17 protein-coding genes are annotated in these 17266 nt (G+C 60.3%); 15 read left to right on the top strand and 2 right to left on the bottom strand.

Annotation, left to right across the window (positions count from 1 at the left end; all coding sequences use genetic code 11):
- The first annotated feature begins 11 nt into the window (after window positions 1-11).
- The 6 genes from ispF (at window position 12) to rpoS (ending at window position 5161) form a co-directional block, all read left to right on the top strand.
- Window positions 12-485 carry a 2-C-methyl-D-erythritol 2,4-cyclodiphosphate synthase gene (ispF, locus tag AC1RT4_RS12890; protein ID WP_007954821.1) on the top strand — a complete coding sequence of 158 codons (474 nt, stop codon included), beginning with the start codon at window positions 12-14 and terminating at the stop codon, window positions 483-485.
- Window positions 482-1540: a tRNA pseudouridine(13) synthase TruD gene (gene truD, locus AC1RT4_RS12885; protein WP_493085551.1), complete on the top strand. Its 1059-nt coding sequence runs from the start codon at window positions 482-484 to the stop codon at window positions 1538-1540. Before ispF ends, truD begins: the two co-directional genes overlap by 4 nt.
- Complete coding sequence (gene surE, locus AC1RT4_RS12880) at window positions 1528-2277, top strand: 5'/3'-nucleotidase SurE (RefSeq protein ID WP_007954824.1); 750 nt, start codon at window positions 1528-1530, stop codon at window positions 2275-2277. The genes truD and surE overlap by 13 nt, the downstream gene beginning before the upstream one ends.
- A gap of 41 nt (window positions 2278-2318) precedes the next feature.
- A complete protein-coding gene (locus AC1RT4_RS12875; RefSeq protein WP_493085695.1) occupies window positions 2319-2954 on the top strand; it encodes a protein-L-isoaspartate(D-aspartate) O-methyltransferase in 636 nt (211 codons plus the stop codon).
- A gap of 211 nt (window positions 2955-3165) precedes the next feature.
- On the top strand, window positions 3166-4047 hold the full coding sequence (locus tag AC1RT4_RS12870; protein WP_493085550.1) for a peptidoglycan DD-metalloendopeptidase family protein: 882 nt from the start codon (window positions 3166-3168) through the stop codon (window positions 4045-4047).
- A 106-nt stretch (window positions 4048-4153) separates the two neighbouring features.
- Window positions 4154-5161 carry an RNA polymerase sigma factor RpoS gene (gene rpoS / locus AC1RT4_RS12865; RefSeq protein ID WP_007954831.1) on the top strand — a complete coding sequence of 336 codons (1008 nt, stop codon included), beginning with the start codon at window positions 4154-4156 and terminating at the stop codon, window positions 5159-5161.
- A gap of 488 nt (window positions 5162-5649) precedes the next feature.
- Here the strand turns inward: rpoS and fdxA are convergent, their stop codons facing one another.
- Window positions 5650-5973, bottom strand: a complete 324-nt coding sequence (gene fdxA / locus AC1RT4_RS12860) for a ferredoxin FdxA (RefSeq protein WP_007908827.1) — start codon at window positions 5971-5973, stop codon at window positions 5650-5652.
- A 163-nt stretch (window positions 5974-6136) separates the two neighbouring features.
- On the bottom strand, window positions 6137-8719 hold the full coding sequence (gene mutS, locus AC1RT4_RS12855) for a DNA mismatch repair protein MutS (RefSeq protein WP_493085549.1): 2583 nt from the start codon (window positions 8717-8719) through the stop codon (window positions 6137-6139).
- A 211-nt stretch (window positions 8720-8930) separates the two neighbouring features.
- Here mutS and AC1RT4_RS12850 point away from each other — a divergent pair, with 211 nt between their 5' ends.
- From AC1RT4_RS12850 to AC1RT4_RS12810, 9 genes are all read left to right on the top strand, one after another.
- On the top strand, window positions 8931-9665 hold the full coding sequence (locus AC1RT4_RS12850; RefSeq protein ID WP_493085548.1) for a LexA family transcriptional regulator: 735 nt from the start codon (window positions 8931-8933) through the stop codon (window positions 9663-9665).
- A 526-nt stretch (window positions 9666-10191) separates the two neighbouring features.
- On the top strand, window positions 10192-10632 hold the full coding sequence (locus AC1RT4_RS12845) for a tail fiber assembly protein (protein WP_493085547.1): 441 nt from the start codon (window positions 10192-10194) through the stop codon (window positions 10630-10632).
- A gap of 125 nt (window positions 10633-10757) precedes the next feature.
- Window positions 10758-11096: a phage holin family protein gene (locus AC1RT4_RS12840; RefSeq protein ID WP_011332709.1), complete on the top strand. Its 339-nt coding sequence runs from the start codon at window positions 10758-10760 to the stop codon at window positions 11094-11096.
- A gap of 70 nt (window positions 11097-11166) precedes the next feature.
- On the top strand, window positions 11167-11688 hold the full coding sequence (locus AC1RT4_RS12835) for a hypothetical protein (RefSeq protein ID WP_493085546.1): 522 nt from the start codon (window positions 11167-11169) through the stop codon (window positions 11686-11688).
- Window positions 11689-11691: 3 nt separating this feature from the next.
- Entirely contained in the window at window positions 11692-12300 is a 609-nt protein-coding gene (locus AC1RT4_RS12830) for a phage baseplate assembly protein V (RefSeq protein ID WP_493085545.1), read from the top strand.
- A 14-nt stretch (window positions 12301-12314) separates the two neighbouring features.
- A complete protein-coding gene (locus AC1RT4_RS12825) occupies window positions 12315-12647 on the top strand; it encodes a hypothetical protein (RefSeq protein WP_007954853.1) in 333 nt (110 codons plus the stop codon).
- Window positions 12644-13639 carry a baseplate J/gp47 family protein gene (locus tag AC1RT4_RS12820; RefSeq protein WP_493085544.1) on the top strand — a complete coding sequence of 332 codons (996 nt, stop codon included), beginning with the start codon at window positions 12644-12646 and terminating at the stop codon, window positions 13637-13639. The genes AC1RT4_RS12825 and AC1RT4_RS12820 overlap by 4 nt, the downstream gene beginning before the upstream one ends.
- A complete protein-coding gene (locus tag AC1RT4_RS12815) occupies window positions 13636-14271 on the top strand; it encodes a phage tail protein I (protein ID WP_493085543.1) in 636 nt (211 codons plus the stop codon). The genes AC1RT4_RS12820 and AC1RT4_RS12815 overlap by 4 nt, the downstream gene beginning before the upstream one ends.
- Window positions 14272-17265, top strand: a complete 2994-nt coding sequence (locus AC1RT4_RS12810) for a tail fiber protein (RefSeq protein ID WP_493085542.1) — start codon at window positions 14272-14274, stop codon at window positions 17263-17265.
- The last annotated feature ends 1 nt before the right edge of the window (window position 17266 follow it).

The raw sequence follows: 17266 nt of genomic DNA, 5'->3' as shown, positions 1-17266 counted from the left end.
GGCGTTTTTTTATGCGTATTGGCCACGGCTATGATGTGCACCGTTTCGCTGAAGGCGATTTCATTACTCTGGGCGGCGTGCGAATCGCACACGGCTTCGGGCTGCTCGCTCACTCCGACGGTGACGTCCTGCTGCATGCCTTGAGCGACGCCTTGCTCGGCGCGGCGGCGCTGGGTGATATCGGCAAACATTTCCCGGATACCGACCCGCAATTCAAGGGCGCCGACAGCCGAGTGCTGCTGCGTCACGTGGTCAGTCTGATCCACGCCAAAGGCTGGAAGGTCGGCAACGTCGACAACACCATCGTTGCCCAGGCCCCCAAAATGGCCCCCCATATCGAATCGATGCGCGCGCTGATTGCCGCGGATCTGCAAGTAGAACTGGATCAAGTGAACGTGAAAGCCACCACCACCGAGAAGCTCGGCTTCGTCGGTCGCGAAGAAGGCATCGCCGTGCATTCCGTTGCCTTGTTGCTGCGCGCATGAACGAACTGCAACTGCTCGGCCCGCGGGCCTATGGCGACGCCCTCGGCACCGCGGTACTGAAAGCCATCGCCGAAGATTTCCAGGTCGATGAAGTTCTCGACATTCCGTTCAGCGGTGACGGCGAGCACCTGTGGATCTGGGTGGAAAAGCGCGGCTTGAATACGGAAGAGGCCGCGCGCCGCATCGCCAAGGCTGCCGGTGTACCGTTGCGTACGGTGAGCTATGCCGGTCTGAAGGATCGTCAGGCGCTGACCCGTCAGTGGTTCAGCGTGCAATTGCCGGGCAAGGCCGATCCGGATCTGTCGGCGGCGGAAAACGACACGCTGAAAATCCTCAAGACCACCCGCCACAAGCGCAAGCTGCAGCGCGGTGCGCATTCGGCCAACGGTTTCACGTTGCGCCTGACCCAGTTCAATGGCAACAAGGCTGCCATCGACGAGCGCCTGCAACTGATCGCCAAACTAGGTATCCCGAATTACTTCGGCGCCCAGCGTTTCGGCCATGACGGCGGCAACGTCGTCGATGCCCGTTCCTGGGCGGCGCGCAAGGCACTGCCGGAGCAACGCAATGTGCGTTCGCGACTGCTGTCGACCGCGCGCAGTTTTCTGTTCAATCAGGTGCTCGCGGCGCGGGTCGCCGATGGCACCTGGCAACGTGCCCAGGTTGGCGATCTGCTGGCCTTCACCGACAGCCGCAGCTTTTTCCCGGCCGGTGAAGCCGAGTGCAGCGACCCGCGTCTGGCGATTCTCGACCTGCATCCGACCGGCCCGCAGTGGGGCGAAGGTGACTCGCCGGCGGCCGGGGTTGTCCATGATCTGGAGCAGGGGATTGCCGCACGCGAGGCGGATCTGCGCGATTGGTTGATTAATGCCGGTATGAGCCACGAACGTCGCATCCTGCGGCTGCCCATTGGCGGGTTGACGTGGCATTATCCCGAGCCTGACATTCTGCAACTGGAATTCGTCCTCCCGGCCGGATGCTTCGCCACCGTATTGGTGCGCGAACTCGTTGATCTGGTGCCGGTGGGGCAGACGGACAGCCCATGCGTATTCTGATTTCTAACGACGATGGGGTGACTGCACCCGGTCTTGCCGCGCTTTATGCTGCGCTGGCGGATTACACCGAGTGCGTGGTTATCGCCCCGGAACAGGACAAGAGCGGTGCCAGCAGTTCGCTGACACTCGACCGTCCGCTGCACCCGCAATACCTGGCCAATGGCTTTATCAGCCTCAATGGCACACCGACCGACTGCGTCCATCTGGGGCTCAACGGTTTGCTCGAACGCGAGCCGGACATGGTGGTTTCAGGGATCAACCTGGGCGCCAACCTGGGTGACGACGTGCTGTATTCCGGAACGGTGGCAGCCGCCCTCGAGGGCCGCTTTCTCGAGCGCCCGTCGTTTGCCTTCTCGCTGGTTTCGCGGCAGGTCGACAACTTGCCCACGGCCGCCTACTTTGCGCGCAAACTGGTCGAGGCCCACGCCGGGCTCGATCTGCCACCGCGCACGGTGTTGAACGTGAACATTCCCAATCTGCCGATCGATCACATTCGCGGCATTCAACTGACCCGTCTCGGCCATCGCGCCCGTGCGGCGGCACCGATGAAAGTCGTGGACCCGCGCGGCAAGGCCGGTTACTGGATCGCAGCGGCAGGTGATGCGGAAGATGGCGGGCCGGGCACCGATTTCCATGCGGTCATGCAGGGTTACGTATCCATCACTCCGTTGCAGCTCGATCGCACCTTCAATGATGCCTTCAGAAGTCTCGACGGCTGGCTGGAGGGGCTCAACTGATGGCTCGTGAACAAGACGACAGGCTGCGCAGCGGCATCGGGATGACGTCCCAGCGAACCCGTGAGCGCCTGATCCAGCGTCTGTACGAAGAGGGCGTTTCCAACGCCAGCGTGCTGGAAGTGATCCGCCGCACCCCGCGACACCTGTTCGTCGATGAAGCGCTGGCGCACCGTGCCTATGAGGACACCGCGCTGCCGATCGGCAACAACCAGACCATTTCCCAGCCTTATATGGTGGCGCGCATGAGCGAGCTGCTGCTGGAGGCCGGGCCGCTGGACAAGGTGCTGGAGATCGGCACCGGTTCCGGTTATCAGACGGCGGTGCTGTCGCAACTGGTCGAGCGGGTGTTCTCGGTGGAGCGCATCAAGGTTCTGCAGGATCGGGCCAAGGAACGCCTGGTCGAGCTCAACCTGCGCAACGTGGTGTTTCGCTGGGGCGATGGCTGGGAAGGCTGGCCGGCCCTGGCGCCGTATAACGGCATTATCGTCACCGCCGTTGCGGCCGATGTGCCTCAGGCTCTGCTTGATCAACTGGCACCGGGCGGGCGGATGGTGATCCCGGTCGGCTCCGGTGAAGTGCAGCAATTGATGCTGATCGTGCGCGAAGAAAACGGCTTCTCCCGACACGTTCTCGGGGCGGTGCGTTTCGTGCCATTGCTCAACGGTCCGCTGGCCTGAGCATTTGTTTCAGGATGCTGAATTCCTGTCGAACGCGCCTGTCTTACAGCGGCAGCGAATGTTTAAACAGGATGGATCGTCTACAAGCAAACGTGTGCGCCGGGCGATAGCGCTTCTATAAAGGTAAAGCCGGTTGCGCCCGTTATACTTGCGAAGTTTCATGCCGGATTCGGCATTCCACATTTTTCAGCCACCACAAAGGGAGCGGCGGGTGAGTCTCACAGTCATTGCGCAGCGTATGGGTAACACGAGCTTTCAGCGCCTGGTGACTGGCCTTGTCTTGAGCACCTTGCTGGTCGGTTGCTCCAGCACAAAATCGAGCAACGTTCGGGTCGTCGATCGCAACAATGCGGTGGCCCAGCGTCCGGTCGTGACGACCGGGCAGTATGTAGTCCGTCCGGGCGATACTTTGTTTTCCATCGCTTTTCGCTACGGCTGGGACTACAAAGCCCTCGCCGCCCGGAACAATATTCCTACGCCATACACGATCCATCCGGGTCAGACAATTCGCTTCGATGGCCGCACCGGTTCAACGTCGACTGCGGTCGTCAGCAACTCCGGTTCCTCAGCGTCTTCGTCCAGCAAAACCACGGTTATCCGGCGCCAGGCAAATGGCACGACAACTACGACAACCACAGGTTCCGGTGCGGCTGCGACGACGGTTGTACCGTCCGTCGCCAACAAGCAAACACCCGCTCCATTGCCTCCACCGGGCCCGGCCCCGACCGGCTGGGGATGGCCATCTAATGGCATTCTGATTGGTAAATTCTCTTCAAACGGTAGTTTGAATAAAGGAATTGATATCGCCGGAGATTTGGGACAGCCTGTTTTAGCTGCGTCTGATGGGACGGTGGTATACGCCGGGAGTGGCTTAAGGGGCTACGGCGAATTGGTCATCATCAAACACAGCGAAACCTACGTCAGTGCTTACGGACACAACCGTCGGCTGTTGGTACGGGAGGGACAGCAGGTCAAGGTCGGACAGACAATTGCCGAAATGGGGTCAACGGGTACAGACCGGGTGAAACTGCATTTTGAGATTCGCCGACAAGGTAAACCTGTAGATCCGCTGCAGTTCCTGCCAAGACGTTGATTTGCAGACCAGCCTGTTCCGTCGCGTAGAGGGGACAGGCTCCAGCGTTGCCAAGGATAAAGGCGTCGCTTGAGCTTGGGGTCGAACTCACCAAAGGACTATAACAATGGCTCTCAGTAAAGAAGTGCCGGAGTTTGACATCGACGATGAGGTTCTCCTGATGGAGACCGGCATCGATTCGGATTCGATGTCGAATGATGAAGGGGCTGCTCCACCTTCCGTTCGTGCCAAATCCAAACACTCCGCTTCACTTAAACAACACAAGTACATCGATTACACTCGGGCACTCGATGCCACGCAGCTGTACCTCAACGAAATCGGCTTTTCCCCATTGCTCTCCCCGGAAGAAGAAGTTCATTTTGCGCGCTTGTCGCAAAGTGGCGATCCTGCCGGGCGCAAGCGCATGATCGAAAGTAACCTGCGGCTGGTGGTCAAAATCGCCCGGCGTTACGTCAATCGGGGGCTGTCGCTGCTGGATCTGATCGAAGAGGGCAACCTCGGACTGATCCGCGCGGTGGAAAAGTTCGATCCCGAGCGCGGCTTCCGCTTCTCGACCTACGCGACCTGGTGGATTCGTCAGACCATCGAACGCGCAATCATGAATCAGACCCGGACCATCCGGTTGCCGATCCATGTGGTCAAGGAGCTCAACGTGTACCTGCGGGCTGCACGGGAGCTGACGCAAAAACTCGACCACGAACCTTCACCCGAAGAAATTGCCAACCTGCTGGAAAAACCGGTGGGCGAGGTCAAGCGCATGCTGGGCCTGAACGAGCGGGTTTCTTCGGTCGACGTCTCGCTGGGTCCGGATTCGGATAAAACCCTGCTGGACACCCTGACGGATGACCGTCCGACCGATCCATGTGAACTGCTGCAGGATGACGACCTGTCGCAGAGCATCGATCAATGGCTCTCGGAACTGACCGACAAGCAACGCGAGGTGGTCGTGCGCCGCTTCGGCCTGCGCGGCCATGAGAGCAGTACGCTGGAAGATGTAGGCCTGGAGATCGGCCTGACCCGGGAACGGGTAAGACAGATCCAGGTGGAAGGCCTCAAGCGCCTTCGGGAAATTCTCGAGAAAAACGGCCTGTCGAGCGAGTCGCTGTTTCAATAAGCCACCCGCATGACCGCTATGCAGGAAGCCCCGACTGGTTCGGGGCTTTTTGTTGGCACACTGAAAGCGGGATACGTTCCCAGCTTGTAGGTTTGCGTTGTAAGCCTTTGCTGACTGTATCGTAAGTGTTCGTTATTTTTACACTGCCGCTGAAGGCGATTACGCTCGTTGTTGATTCATAACTTAATGATTCATATGGTTATTTTTTAATGTGAAGGGCTTATGACAACCCGTTCGTGCGCTGGAGGCCAGTTGCCCCCGGCGGGGAAATCTCTAGTATCTGGGTTGTGTCGACGGATAGACACGCCCTTCAAGGAAGAGGGGAACGGACATCGCAGGAAGCGATTCATCAGGACGATGAAAAGGAACACAGGGAATAGGGAAAAAATGTGGGCGGGTCAAACCGCCCCTTTTTTTGCCTGTAGAAAAGCAAAACCCGGAAAAGCAAAAAGGCCCGCGAGGGGCCTTTTCTTCAAACGCGGGACAGATCAGCGTTCGAGGTCTTTGATCTTGCCTTTGACGCCATCCCACTCTTCGGCATCCGGCAGCGATTCTTTTTTCTCGGTGATGTTCGGCCAGATTTCGGCCAGCTCGACGTTCAGCTGAATGAACTCCTGCATCTCTTCCGGAACTTCGTCCTCGGAGAAAATGGCCACGGCCGGGCATTCCGGTTCGCACAGGGCGCAGTCGATGCACTCGTCCGGGTGAATCACCAGGAAATTCGGGCCTTCGTAGAAGCAGTCCACCGGACAGACTTCTACGCAGTCGGTGTACTTGCACTTGATGCAGTTGTCGGTGACGACGAAGGTCATTTCTAATTTTCTCCTCAGGCGGCGGCAGCGTTGCCCCTTCACGGTTGGGGTCGCCAGGTTCGGGAGCGATGTCTGCCAGCCAGGCTATTAGCCAGCAGCATCCCAAACCGCGCGAGATTCTAACAGCTTGAAGCCGTTTGCGTTATATCCGGTTCGTCGGTGCTTAGATCCGGTTCTTTAGTGCATAGAGCATTTCGAGTGCACGACGCGGTGTCACGTCATCCAGATCCAGTTTCGCCAACTCATCCAGCACCGGATGCGGGAGGCTGGCAAACATGTCGCTCTGCTGTGGTGTCGCCGGTTTGCCCTTGGCGGCCGGTTTTGGCGCCTCATGCGGCAGCGCGGTGTCTTCCAGGCGGCTCAGGTGCTCACGAGCGCGCACGATCACCTCGCTCGGCACACCGGCCAGTTGTGCAACCGCGAGGCCATAACTCTGGCTCGCCGGCCCTGGCAACACATGGTGCAGGAACACGATGCGCTCATTGTGTTCGGTGGCGTTGAGGTGCACGTTGGCCACCAGCGGTTCGGCTTCCGGCAACACGGTCAGTTCGAAATAGTGCGTCGCAAACAGAGTATAGGCACGCAGATGGGCGAGGCGCTCGGCCGCCGCCCACGCCAGGGACAGACCGTCGAAGGTGCTGGTGCCGCGACCGACTTCGTCCATCAGCACCAGGCTGCGCTCGGTGGCGTTGTGCAGGATGTTCGCGGTTTCGCTCATTTCCACCATGAAGGTCGAGCGCCCGCCGGCGAGGTCATCGCTGGAACCGATCCGGGTGAAGATCCGGTCCACCAGCGACAGCTCGCAACTGGCCGCCGGCACGAAGCTGCCGATGTGCGCCAGCAGCACGATCAGTGCAGTCTGGCGCATATAGGTGGATTTACCGCCCATGTTCGGGCCGGTGATCACCAGCATGCGGGTGTTGTCGTCCAGGCTCAGGTCGTTGGCCACGAACGGCGTGGTCAGCACTTGCTCGACCACCGGGTGACGGCCCTGGGAGATGCGCATGCAAGGTTCGCTGACGAACGTCGGGCAATTCAGGTCGAGATTCAGCGCACGCTCGGCGAGGTTGCTCAGTACGTCCAGTTCGGCCAGCGCGCCAGCGGTGTCCTGCAACGGCGGCAACTGGCTGATCAGATCTTCCAGCAACGCCTCGTAGAGCATTTTCTCGCGAGCCAGGGCGCGGCTCTTGGCCGACAGCGCCTTGTCTTCGAACTCTTTCAGTTCAGGCGTGATGAAGCGCTCGGCCCCCTTGAGGGTCTGACGACGGATGTAGTCTGCTGGTGCTGATTCAGCCTGCTTGCTCGGCAACTCGATGAAGTAACCGTGAATGCGGTTGTATCCGACTTTCAGGTTGGCGAGGCCGGTGCGGGCCTTTTCCCGGGCTTCCAGATCGATCAGGAACTGGCCGGCGTTCTCGCTCAGCGATTGCAGCTCGTCGAGCTCGCTGTCGTAACCGGTTTTCAGCACGCCGCCGTCACGGATCACCGCCGGCGGGTTGTCGATGATGGCTTTTTCCAGCAGCGCCGCCAGTTCCGGATAAGTGCTGGTGGTGGTCGCCAGACGTTGCAGATGCGGCGCCTCAAGATCGGTCATCGCCGCTTGCAGTTCAGGCAGGGCGCCGAGTGCATCACGCAGGCGGGCGAGGTCGCGAGGGCGGGCATTGCGCAGGCCGATCCGCGCCAGGATCCGCTCGATGTCGCCGATTTCCTTGAGCTGCGGTTGCAGGTTTTCAAAGCGATAGCGGTCGAGCAGGCAAGTGATCGAGGTCTGGCGAGCCAGCAGCACGGTCAGGTCGCGCAGCGGACGGTTGAGCCAGCGGGTCAGCAAGCGGCTGCCCATGGCGGTCTGGCAACGGTCGACCACCGATTGCAGCGTGTTGTCGCGGCCGCCGGCCAGGTTGGTATCGAGCTCGAGGTTGCGGCGGCTGGCGCCGTCCAGCACCACGGTGTCGTCCAGCCGCTCATGGCGCAGGCTGCGCAGATGGGGCAGGGCGGTGCGCTGGGTTTCCTTGGCATACGCCAGCAGGCAACCGGCGGCGCCGATCGCCAGAGTCAGGGTTTCGCAGCCAAAGCCTTTCAGGTCTTGGGTGGAGAATTGCTGGCAGAGACTTTTCAGCGCCGAATCACGCTCGAAATCCCACGGTGCACGGCGACGTACGCCACGGCGTTTTTCTGCCGGCAAGTCTTTCGGCCAATCATCCGGGATCAAGAGCTCGACCGGGTTGACCCGCTCAAGCTCCGCCAGCAGGTTCTCCCAGCCCTTGATCTCCAGCACGGTGAAGTTGCCGCTGGTGATGTCCAGTACGGCGAGGCCGAACAGGCGCTCGTCTCCCAGCACCGCCGCGATCAGGTTGTCGCGACGCTCATCCAGCAATGCCTCGTCGCTGACCGTGCCCGGAGTGATGATCCGTACCACCTGACGTTCCACCGGACCTTTACTGGTAGCCGGATCGCCGACCTGCTCGCAGATCACTACCGACTCGCCAAGCTTGACCAGTTTCGCCAGGTAGCCTTCCGCCGCGTGATACGGAATCCCGCACATCGGAATCGCCTGACCCGCCGATTGCCCGCGCGCGGTCAGGGTGATGTCCAGCAACTTGGCCGCCTTCTTCGCGTCTTCGTAGAAGATCTCGTAGAAGTCGCCCATGCGGTAGAACATCAGCTGGTCCGGGTGCTGATTCTTCAGGCGCCAGTACTGCTGCATCATCGGAGTGTGGGAGGACAGGTCGGAGACGGCTTTATTCATCGGATTGTCAGGCAACTCGTTCAAAGGTGTGGGGCAAAAGCGCGGCAGTGGCCGGGCTTTTCCGCGATGGGCGCAAGATTACCATGGGCGGTCTATCGGACGCAGAGCATCGCGGCCGGGTGACAGCTATCGGGCTTAAAAAGGTCGACTATGCACGATTTATGCAAATCAGCATTTGTCTTCGCGAAAAACTTCAAGCACTATGCGCGTTATGCAAAAACGCAACGTATCTACCGTCTTAAGAGCACTGCTCGATCAGCACGGGATCTCCCCCACGGAGCTCCACCGTCGCACCGGCGTGCCTCAATCCACGCTCTCGCGGATTCTCAGCGGGAAGATCGTCGATCCTTCGGATAAACACATCTCGAAGATTGCCGAGTACTTCGCCGTGAGTACCGATCAGTTGCGCGGGCGCGCGGATGTTGCGCCCGCCGGCAACAGCGGACGCGACGAGTTGCATTCCGAACTCAAGGACATAAGCCTGTGGGACGACGACACGCCAGTCGATGACGACGAGGTGTCGGTGCCCTTTCTTCGCGAGGTTGAATTGGCTGCTGGATCAGGAAGATTCGTCATCGAAGAGAGCGAGCGCTCCAGCCTGCGCTTCGGCAAGCGCAGTCTGCGCCATAACGGTGTGCAGTTCGACCAGGCCAAATGCGTGACAGTACGGGGCAACAGCATGTTGCCGGTGCTGCGCGACGGTGCCACTGTCGGTGTCAACGCAGGCAAGTGCGGGATCGGCGACATCATTGATGGCGACCTTTATGCGATCAACCACAACGGTCAATTGCGGGTGAAGCAGCTCTATCGCCTGCCTACCGGTATCCGTCTGCGCAGCTTCAATCGTGATGAACACCCGGACGAGGACTACAGCTTCCAGGATATGCAGGAAGAGCAGATTGTCATCCTCGGTCACGTCTTCTGGTGGGGCATGTACGCCCGGTAACCTGATTCCTTTCTGACAAAACCCGCCTCGGCGGGTTTTTTTTCGCCTGTAGAAAACCGGCCAACCCTTGAACGGCGGGGCTTTCATGCATCCGCGCATTTTTTGTGCATAAATAAATGCATTTACGCATTGACTGTATATGCATCCATGCATATTCTTGCCACCAAGCCGCTCGACAAAGCGGCTGGCAACAACAGCTCTTTAGTTCCACAAGAACAGGCAGCGATGAACCGGCCTCAACGGTTCAGAGGGTTGGCAACTGACCCGGGTGTGCAGCGTAAAGCACCAGAAGCAGTTATCCGGCGGGCAGGGACCGCGGTCGGAAAAACAATTTGAATGGACTCGTACCGCGCCAGTAGCGCCGAAAAGTCAGCTTCCTTCACGAACACAGGATTGAAGGAAGGCGAAGGAGCGCATTACTGAAAAGCCCGGCGAATTGTCGGGCTTTTTGGAATGCCTGCCTGATATTCAAGAGGTGTGCAGAAGGACGCGCAGCGTGTATTGGAAGTCATCAGAGGTAAAGCGAATGAATCGTTACGTTTTGGTAGGACGTGTTTATAAGTCCGGTTATCAAGTCGCTCTGCAGATTCTGGAATCGGATGAGCCAATGCCGACGACTCTTCCGGTTGGGATAGCGGATGCAGAGTGGTATGACATCACCGGAGATACTACGGCTCACGTGGGATGGAAGGTTTTTTTTAAACTGGAAGAAGACGGTTTGCTCTTTGTAGAGCCGACCCACGAAGAGCATCTCGCAATCACCGCTGCCCGCATGCAAGAGCGGTTTGATGTCGCCGCACTCTGGCTGACATTCAATCCTTTGCAATACAAGCTGGATCTTGGCGTCGCTACGCCGGCGGACGAAGCTGCGTTACTTGCTTACAAGCAATACTTCGTTGCCGTCAGCGAAGTCAAAAATCAGCCTGGCTATCCGGCCACTATCAACTGGCCGGTAGCTCCCTTCTAGTTTCAGACACGAGTGCGCATTACTGAAAATCCCGGCCTTGCGCCGGGCTTTTTGGAATGCCTGCCTCAAGAGAAAACGTTTGAACCCTACACACAACACTCACCCATTACCCCCGGAGGCGTGACATGACAAACGAGCAACAAGCGTTGGCGGACATGCCGATCTGGCTGGTGATCCTCCTCGCCGTGGTCGGCGGGGTGTCCGGCGAAATGTGGCGCGCCGACAAGGAGGGCGCTCGCGGCTGGTCACTGTTGCGGCGCCTGGCCTTGCGTTCCGGCGCCTGCATGATCTGCGGTGTCTCGGCGATCATGCTGCTGTATGCCGCCGGGCTGTCGATCTGGGCTGCCGGCGCATTCGGTTGCCTGACGGCCATGGCCGGGGCCGACGTCGCCATCGGTCTGTACGAGCGCTGGGCGGCCAAGCGCATCGGCGTCTGCGAAGTCCCGCCACGCGACCAGCCTTGAATTTCACTTTTTCCCATGCCGCCATTTCGGCGGCAGGGCTTCGCGTGGACGAATGAAAAGGAGGTCATCTATGCCCACACCGATCCAGCAGCCGTCGCAACTGTTCACCGCCATCGCGACGACACTGCGCAACACCGCCGGACTCGACCTCAAGGTCGGCAGTCGCGGGGATTTTGATGCGCCGGGCGAGCAGGCCTGGGTGCTGATCGACATCGAGCGAAACGCACCGGGAGAGCGCGCCGCCAACGGGCGCATTGCCCATGTGCTGACGCTGTCGCTGCAAGTCATTCCGGCGCTGTCCGCCACGGCGTTTGCCGCGTGCGATCTCATTGCCGCCCTGAAGAACCTGATCACCGACAACCGTTGGAGCCTGCCCGGCGATCAATGCGATCTGCCGATGAACATCGATGGAATGCCGTCATTGCTCATCCGCGCCGATCAGCCGAGCAAAGCCTGGACCCTGTCGTTCAACCAGACCCTCTACCTGGGCCCGACCTTGCTCGACGATCCGCTGGGCACACCGAAATTCGCCCGCACCTGGGAAGTCAGCGACATCGACGATCCCGACCAATACACCACGCTGGAGGCCTGACCGATGTTCGACGCGTTACTGCGCATGCAGCTGGGCCCGATCATCGAGCGTCTGGCGGAAATGGAAGCCGAGATCGAAGACCTGCACCGGCGCGCCGAGAGTTATTGTCGCATCGGCATCTGTCAGGACGTCGACGCCGCGAGCAACACCTGCAGGGTCAGCCACGGAGGATTGCTCACCCCGGCCATCAAGTTCTTCAACCCGAGTGCCGGCGCACAGAGCGAGTCGCGGATTCCGAGCGTGGGCGAACAGTGCCTGCTGTTCAACTACGGCAGCGGCGAAAGCGGTGCGCAAAGCGTGGCTTTGTTTGGCCTGAACAGTGATCGCTTTCCACCCGCTGCCACCGTCCCCACGCTGACGCGACGGGTTCATGTCGATGGCAGCGAAAGTGGCTACGACGATGCCTCTCACACCCTGCACTGGCAAAACGGTCCGGCCGCCTTCAACGGCTCCCGCGAATCCCTTGAGCTGAGCATCGGCCCCGCACGGCTGGCGATGACCCCGCAAGCGATCAACCTGCAACTGGGCGCCGTCGGCCTGACCATCGACGCCTCGGGCGTGCATTTCAGCGGCCCGCTGGTGGATCACCAGGGCCGCGTCATCAGCCCCTGAATCAAGAGCTTCCCATGATCGGAATCGATAGAGACAGCGGGGCCACGGTCGACGACTGGCTGCAGTTCGTGCAGCGCGCGACCCGGGCCCTGACCACGCCGCTGGGCACCCGGCAAAAACGGCCCTTGTACGGTTCGCTGATCCCCACGCTGCTGGGGCAGAACCTGGGCGACGACATCCTGTTGCTCGCCCAGAGCCACGCGGCTCAGGCGTTCTACAACCCGCAAAACGGCATCGGCGATTTCCAGCCCGGCGTGATCGTCGCCACCCGACAGGGTGCCGGTCTGCTGCTGCGGTTTGCCGGTACCTGGAAAAATCGCCAACAGACTTTCGAGGTCGTGACATGAGCATGTTGATCCCCGGCCAGAATCAGTTGGCCGAACCCTCCTTGATCAAGGTCGATGCGTTCGAGGATCTGCTCGCCGAGTTCAAGACCTTCGTCATCGAGTACGTCGGCGCACGCTCGCCGCAGAGCGCGGAAAAACTCAAGACCAGCCTGGAAAACGAAAGCGAACTGCTGACCCTGGCGCTTGAGGCTTTCTGCGTTCGCCTGCAAACCCATGAACGCAAATACAACGCCCGGATCAAGCAGATGCTGGCGTGGTGGGCCACCGGCAGCAACCTTGATGCGCGGTTGGCGGACATGGGCCTGGAGCGACAGTTGCTCGACCCGGGCGATCCGGCGGCATTCCCGCCAGTGCCGGCGATTTACGAGAGCGACGACGACGCCCGGCTGCGCTATTACCTGGCGCCCCATGCGCCGGCGGCGGGTTCGCGGATGCAGTATCGCCGTGAGGTCTTCACCCTCGGCGAACGGCCAGCGGTGAAAGTCGAATCCACCGATGCGGGTGTCGTCAACGTCACCTACACCTTCGACCCGGACGGCCTCGCTGCGCAGGTCAAGGACGGTAACGGTCGTCGCACCGCGCCGGGCGAAGTGCAAGTCACCGTGCTTGCCCGCGAGGGCGACGGTACACCGTCACCGACGTTGCTCGAAGGCGTGCGCCGACATTTCGCCCGGCCCGATGTGTGCCCGGAAACGGACAAGGTCACCGTCAAAGCTGCTGACATTCAACGCTACAAAATCCGCGTCGTGGCCAAGATCAATTCCGGTCCGGATTCGGGCCTGACCAAAGTCGCCGCGCAGCAGCATTTGCAGGCCTACGCCGACAGCTGCCATCGCCTGGAAGGCCGGGTCGACCCGAGCTGGATCGACTACACGCTGCACAGCGCCGGCGCTGTGCAATTGCAGATTCTTGAACCTTTGGATTCCGTTGTGTGCTCGGCGTTTCAAGCGCCGTACTGCACGGCGGTCGAAGTCGAGGTGCAGACGCTATGACCGATCAGACACCGCGTCCGACTCTGCTGCCAGCCAACAGCTCGGCGCTGGAACGGGCACTCGACATCGGCTTCGGCGCATTGCTTGATCGCGTCGCGCCGCCGTTTCCCGAACTGATGAACCCGGCCTCGACACCCGTCGCGTTCCTGCCGTATCTCGCCGCAGATCGCGGGGTGGCTGAATGGAGCACCGACGCACCGGAAGCGGAAAAGCGCCTGACCGTCGAACTGGCCTGGCCCACCGCGCGCCAGGCCGGCACTCGCAAGGCGCTGGAGAACGCCGCCAAGGGCTTACAGCTCCGACCGGAAATCCGCGCCTGGTACGAACAGATACCGCCCGGCGAGCCTTACAGCTTTTCCGTGCGGGCCTTCAGCGAACAACCCTACAGCGAAGCAATCGACGCCCGTCTCGACCGACGCCTGGCTGATGCCAAGAGCGAACGGGACGTGCTGTCGGTGTCGGTCGGCCTCAGCGCCTTCGGCAATCACGTCATCGGCGCCGCGACCTTCTGCGGTGAGCTGACCACGGTCTATCCGGTATTCCTCGACGGGCTCGAGACATCCGGCGAGGCCTTCATGGCGGCGGCGCTGTACACCGTCGAAACATCCACTATTTATCCTCAGGGGGCCTGAATGGCTGACTATTACACCCTGCTCACCAACGCAGGGATTGCCTACGAAACCGCCTGCAAGGCAGCGGGCGTACCGATCAAACTGACGCAGATTTCCGTTGGCGACGGTGGTGAGGGCGGGGTCTACAACCCGGCCGCAACCGCCACCGCGCTGAAGCGCGAAGTCTGGCGCGGTCCGCTCAATGCGCTGTTCCAGGACGAGAAAAACCCGAGCTGGCTGCTCGCCGAAGTCACCATCCCGCCGGACGTCGGTGGCTGGTACGTGCGTGAAGCCGGTCTGTGGACCGACACCGGCATTCTCTACGCGATCGTCAAATACCCGGAGTCGTTCAAGCCGGTTCTGGCTAACTCCGGCTCGGGCAAAGAGTTCTACATCCGCTCGATTTTCGAGACCAGCAATGCTTCGCTGGTGACGCTGCTGATCGACGACACGGTGGTCAAGGCCACTCGCGCCTGGGTCATGAGCTACCTCGCCGAAGAACTCGGCAAACTCGACGGCAAGCAATCGGTACGTGTCGCCGCCACCGCCAACGTGGTGTTGAACGGTGCACAGCAGATCGACGGCGTGGCGGTGATTGCCGGCGACCGCGTGCTGCTGCCGAACCAGACCCTGGCCAAGGACAACGGCCTGTGGATCGTCGCCAACGGTAACTGGACTCGGGCGAATGATGCCAACGTCAGCGCCAAGGTCACGCCAGGCCTGACGGTGATGGTGGAAGAGGGCACGCTCAACGGCGATTCGCTGTGGCACCTGACCACCAATGCGCCGATCACCCTCGGCACCACTGCGCTGACATTCAAGATGCTCGCGGGGCGCACCGGTATTGCTGCCGGCACCTACAAAAGTCTGAGCGTCGACGAATACGGCCGCGCGACGGCCGGCTCGAACCCCGACACGCTGGCCGGTTTCGGTATCAAGGACTCCTACACCAAGGCTGAAGTCGAAGCGCTGATTGCCAAGGCGTCTGCATTGCCTGTGGGATCGATTGTCGCGTTCCCGGTTGATTCGCCGCCGCCGGGTTTTCTGGAGCTGGACAACAGCGTCAAGAGCAGCGCGACCTACCCGGACTTGAGCGCCTATCTGGGTGGCAAGTTCAACAAGGGGGATGAGGGCGTCGGGAATTTCCGCTTGCCGGAAGCGCGTGGGGAGTTCTTGCGCGGTTGGGATCATGGGCGTGGCATCGATGGCGGTCGGGCAGTCGGCAGTTCTCAGACTGACACGCTGCAGAACCTCTACGGCATCTTTGATGGCTATCTCGATATCACCACCGCAAATGGTGTGTTCGGCATGGGCAACATGAGCAAGTCCTTAACGCAGACCACCCAGAAAGACGCTTATCACAGTGTGATCTTTGATGCTTCAAAGGTGGCTCGTACCTCTGCGGAAACCCGTCCGCGCAACATCGCCGTCATGTGGTGCATCAAGGCCTGGAATGCCCCGATCAATCAGGGAAACATCGACGTAGCGGCACTGGTCAAGGAAGTCTCCCGGCTCGGATCTGCCGTTCCGGTGGGTGCCGTCATGGCGTTCCCGACGGGGATCGTGCCGCCCGGCTTTCTTGAGCTCAATGGCAGTGTGCAGAGCACTTCGACTTATCCGGATCTGGCGGCGTATCTCGGCACCACTTACAACAAGGGTGATGAGGGCGCTGGCAACTTCCGGTTGCCGGAATCGCGCGGTGAGTTCCTGCGGGGTTGGGATCATGGTCGTGGTGTAGACCCAGGTCGGGCGATTGGCAGTTGGGCGCCTGATGAGCTGAAGTCTCACGTTCACCAAGTTGACGCGCCAGCCAATCCGAGCGGATTTGGCCAGGACAAGGTCGCTCGTGGCAACCGCTCCGACAGCAACGGAACACCACAGACGAGTGCCACTGGCGGATCGGAAACCCGCCCGCGCAGCATTGCGGTCATGTGGTGCATCAAAGCCTGGAACGCGCCGATCAATCAGGGAAACATCGACGTCGCCGCACTGGCCGATGAAGTCGCGCAGCTCAAATCCTCTGTTCCGGTTGGCGCTGTCATGGCATTTCCATCGGGTGTCGCTCCTGCCGGTTATCTTGAGCTGGATGGTAGCGTGCAAAGCATTGCGACCTATCCGGATCTGGCAGCGTATCTCGGCACTACATTCAACAAGGGCGATGAGGGGGCCGGGAATTTCCGGTTGCCGGAATCTCGCGGCGAGTTCCTGCGAGGTTGGGATCATGGGCGCGGTGTTGACGCTGGTCGGACAGTCGGTAGCTGGCAAAAAGCGACGTTGGTTGCGCACGATGCAGTGACCTCGACAGCGCAGGCTATCCAGGCTGCGGCCTCATCGTGGAAACTCAATCCAGACAATAGCGGGAAGTCTCACCCGGTACTCGGAGGCGACGTTGCCTTTGCGGCCGACTATCCTTCCGCATTTTTCTCTTTTGGCGAAATCACCTCCCCGGTTTCGCTGAATCAGGCGGCGCTGTTTACTGATGGGCACCTGGTTGGCACCCGTCCGCGCAACCTGGCGGTCATGTGGTGCATCAAGGCCTGGAACGCCCCGGTCAATCAGGGAAGTATTGATTTAGCTGCGTTGTCCGGTCTGGCGCAGCAGGCTACCGAACTCAATCAAGGTACCGCGAAGGTGGCGACCCAGGCACAGGCGGATGCAGGTGCCGACGATAAAACCTTCGTGACCCCGAAAAAAATGCGCTGGGGTTTTTCCATCAGTGTTTCCGGCGACATGAGTGGCAGCTATGTCATTTTCCCGACCTGGCTCGGAGGCTTGACCCTCCAGTGGGGGATGACGACCGCCATCGCATCCGGAGCCAACTACTTGCAAGCCTTTCCGGTCGCTTACCCGCTGGTCAACCCATCGGTTTTCATCACTTATCCCAATACGGCCGTAGACGCTCCCGTCGGATCGACCTACATCGGGCAAATCAAAGGGATCAGTAAAGCGAACGTGACCATTCGTAACCTGGGTCAGGCATCTGCACAGTTTTACTACTTTGCAGTGGGTCGCTAAT

Source organism: Pseudomonas sp. GW821-FHT11D10 (assembly GCF_058808435.1).
The sequence above is the reverse complement of the archived record's forward strand: the minus strand, read 5'-3'. Positions and strand labels throughout refer to the sequence as shown.

What these genes read in the sequence shown, in the direction of transcription:
- AC1RT4_RS12825 (WP_007954853.1), top strand. Translation starts at nt 12,315, where the DNA reads ATGATCGGAATCGATAGAGACAGCGGGGCCACGGTCGACGACTGGCTG.
- AC1RT4_RS12850 (WP_493085548.1), top strand. Translation starts at nt 8,931, where the DNA reads ATGCAAAAACGCAACGTATCTACCGTCTTAAGAGCACTGCTCGATCAG.
- AC1RT4_RS12875 (WP_493085695.1), top strand. Translation starts at nt 2,319, where the DNA reads ATGACGTCCCAGCGAACCCGTGAGCGCCTGATCCAGCGTCTGTACGAA.
- AC1RT4_RS12820 (WP_493085544.1), top strand. Translation starts at nt 12,644, where the DNA reads ATGAGCATGTTGATCCCCGGCCAGAATCAGTTGGCCGAACCCTCCTTG.
- AC1RT4_RS12815 (WP_493085543.1), top strand. Translation starts at nt 13,636, where the DNA reads ATGACCGATCAGACACCGCGTCCGACTCTGCTGCCAGCCAACAGCTCG.
- AC1RT4_RS12840 (WP_011332709.1), top strand. Translation starts at nt 10,758, where the DNA reads ATGACAAACGAGCAACAAGCGTTGGCGGACATGCCGATCTGGCTGGTG.
- mutS (WP_493085549.1), bottom strand. Translation starts at nt 8,719, where the DNA reads ATGAATAAAGCCGTCTCCGACCTGTCCTCCCACACTCCGATGATGCAG.
- surE (WP_007954824.1), top strand. Translation starts at nt 1,528, where the DNA reads ATGCGTATTCTGATTTCTAACGACGATGGGGTGACTGCACCCGGTCTT.
- truD (WP_493085551.1), top strand. Translation starts at nt 482, where the DNA reads ATGAACGAACTGCAACTGCTCGGCCCGCGGGCCTATGGCGACGCCCTC.
- AC1RT4_RS12845 (WP_493085547.1), top strand. Translation starts at nt 10,192, where the DNA reads ATGAATCGTTACGTTTTGGTAGGACGTGTTTATAAGTCCGGTTATCAA.
- ispF (WP_007954821.1), top strand. Translation starts at nt 12, where the DNA reads ATGCGTATTGGCCACGGCTATGATGTGCACCGTTTCGCTGAAGGCGAT.
- AC1RT4_RS12830 (WP_493085545.1), top strand. Translation starts at nt 11,692, where the DNA reads ATGTTCGACGCGTTACTGCGCATGCAGCTGGGCCCGATCATCGAGCGT.
- AC1RT4_RS12810 (WP_493085542.1), top strand. Translation starts at nt 14,272, where the DNA reads ATGGCTGACTATTACACCCTGCTCACCAACGCAGGGATTGCCTACGAA.
- rpoS (WP_007954831.1), top strand. Translation starts at nt 4,154, where the DNA reads ATGGCTCTCAGTAAAGAAGTGCCGGAGTTTGACATCGACGATGAGGTT.
- AC1RT4_RS12835 (WP_493085546.1), top strand. Translation starts at nt 11,167, where the DNA reads ATGCCCACACCGATCCAGCAGCCGTCGCAACTGTTCACCGCCATCGCG.
- fdxA (WP_007908827.1), bottom strand. Translation starts at nt 5,973, where the DNA reads ATGACCTTCGTCGTCACCGACAACTGCATCAAGTGCAAGTACACCGAC.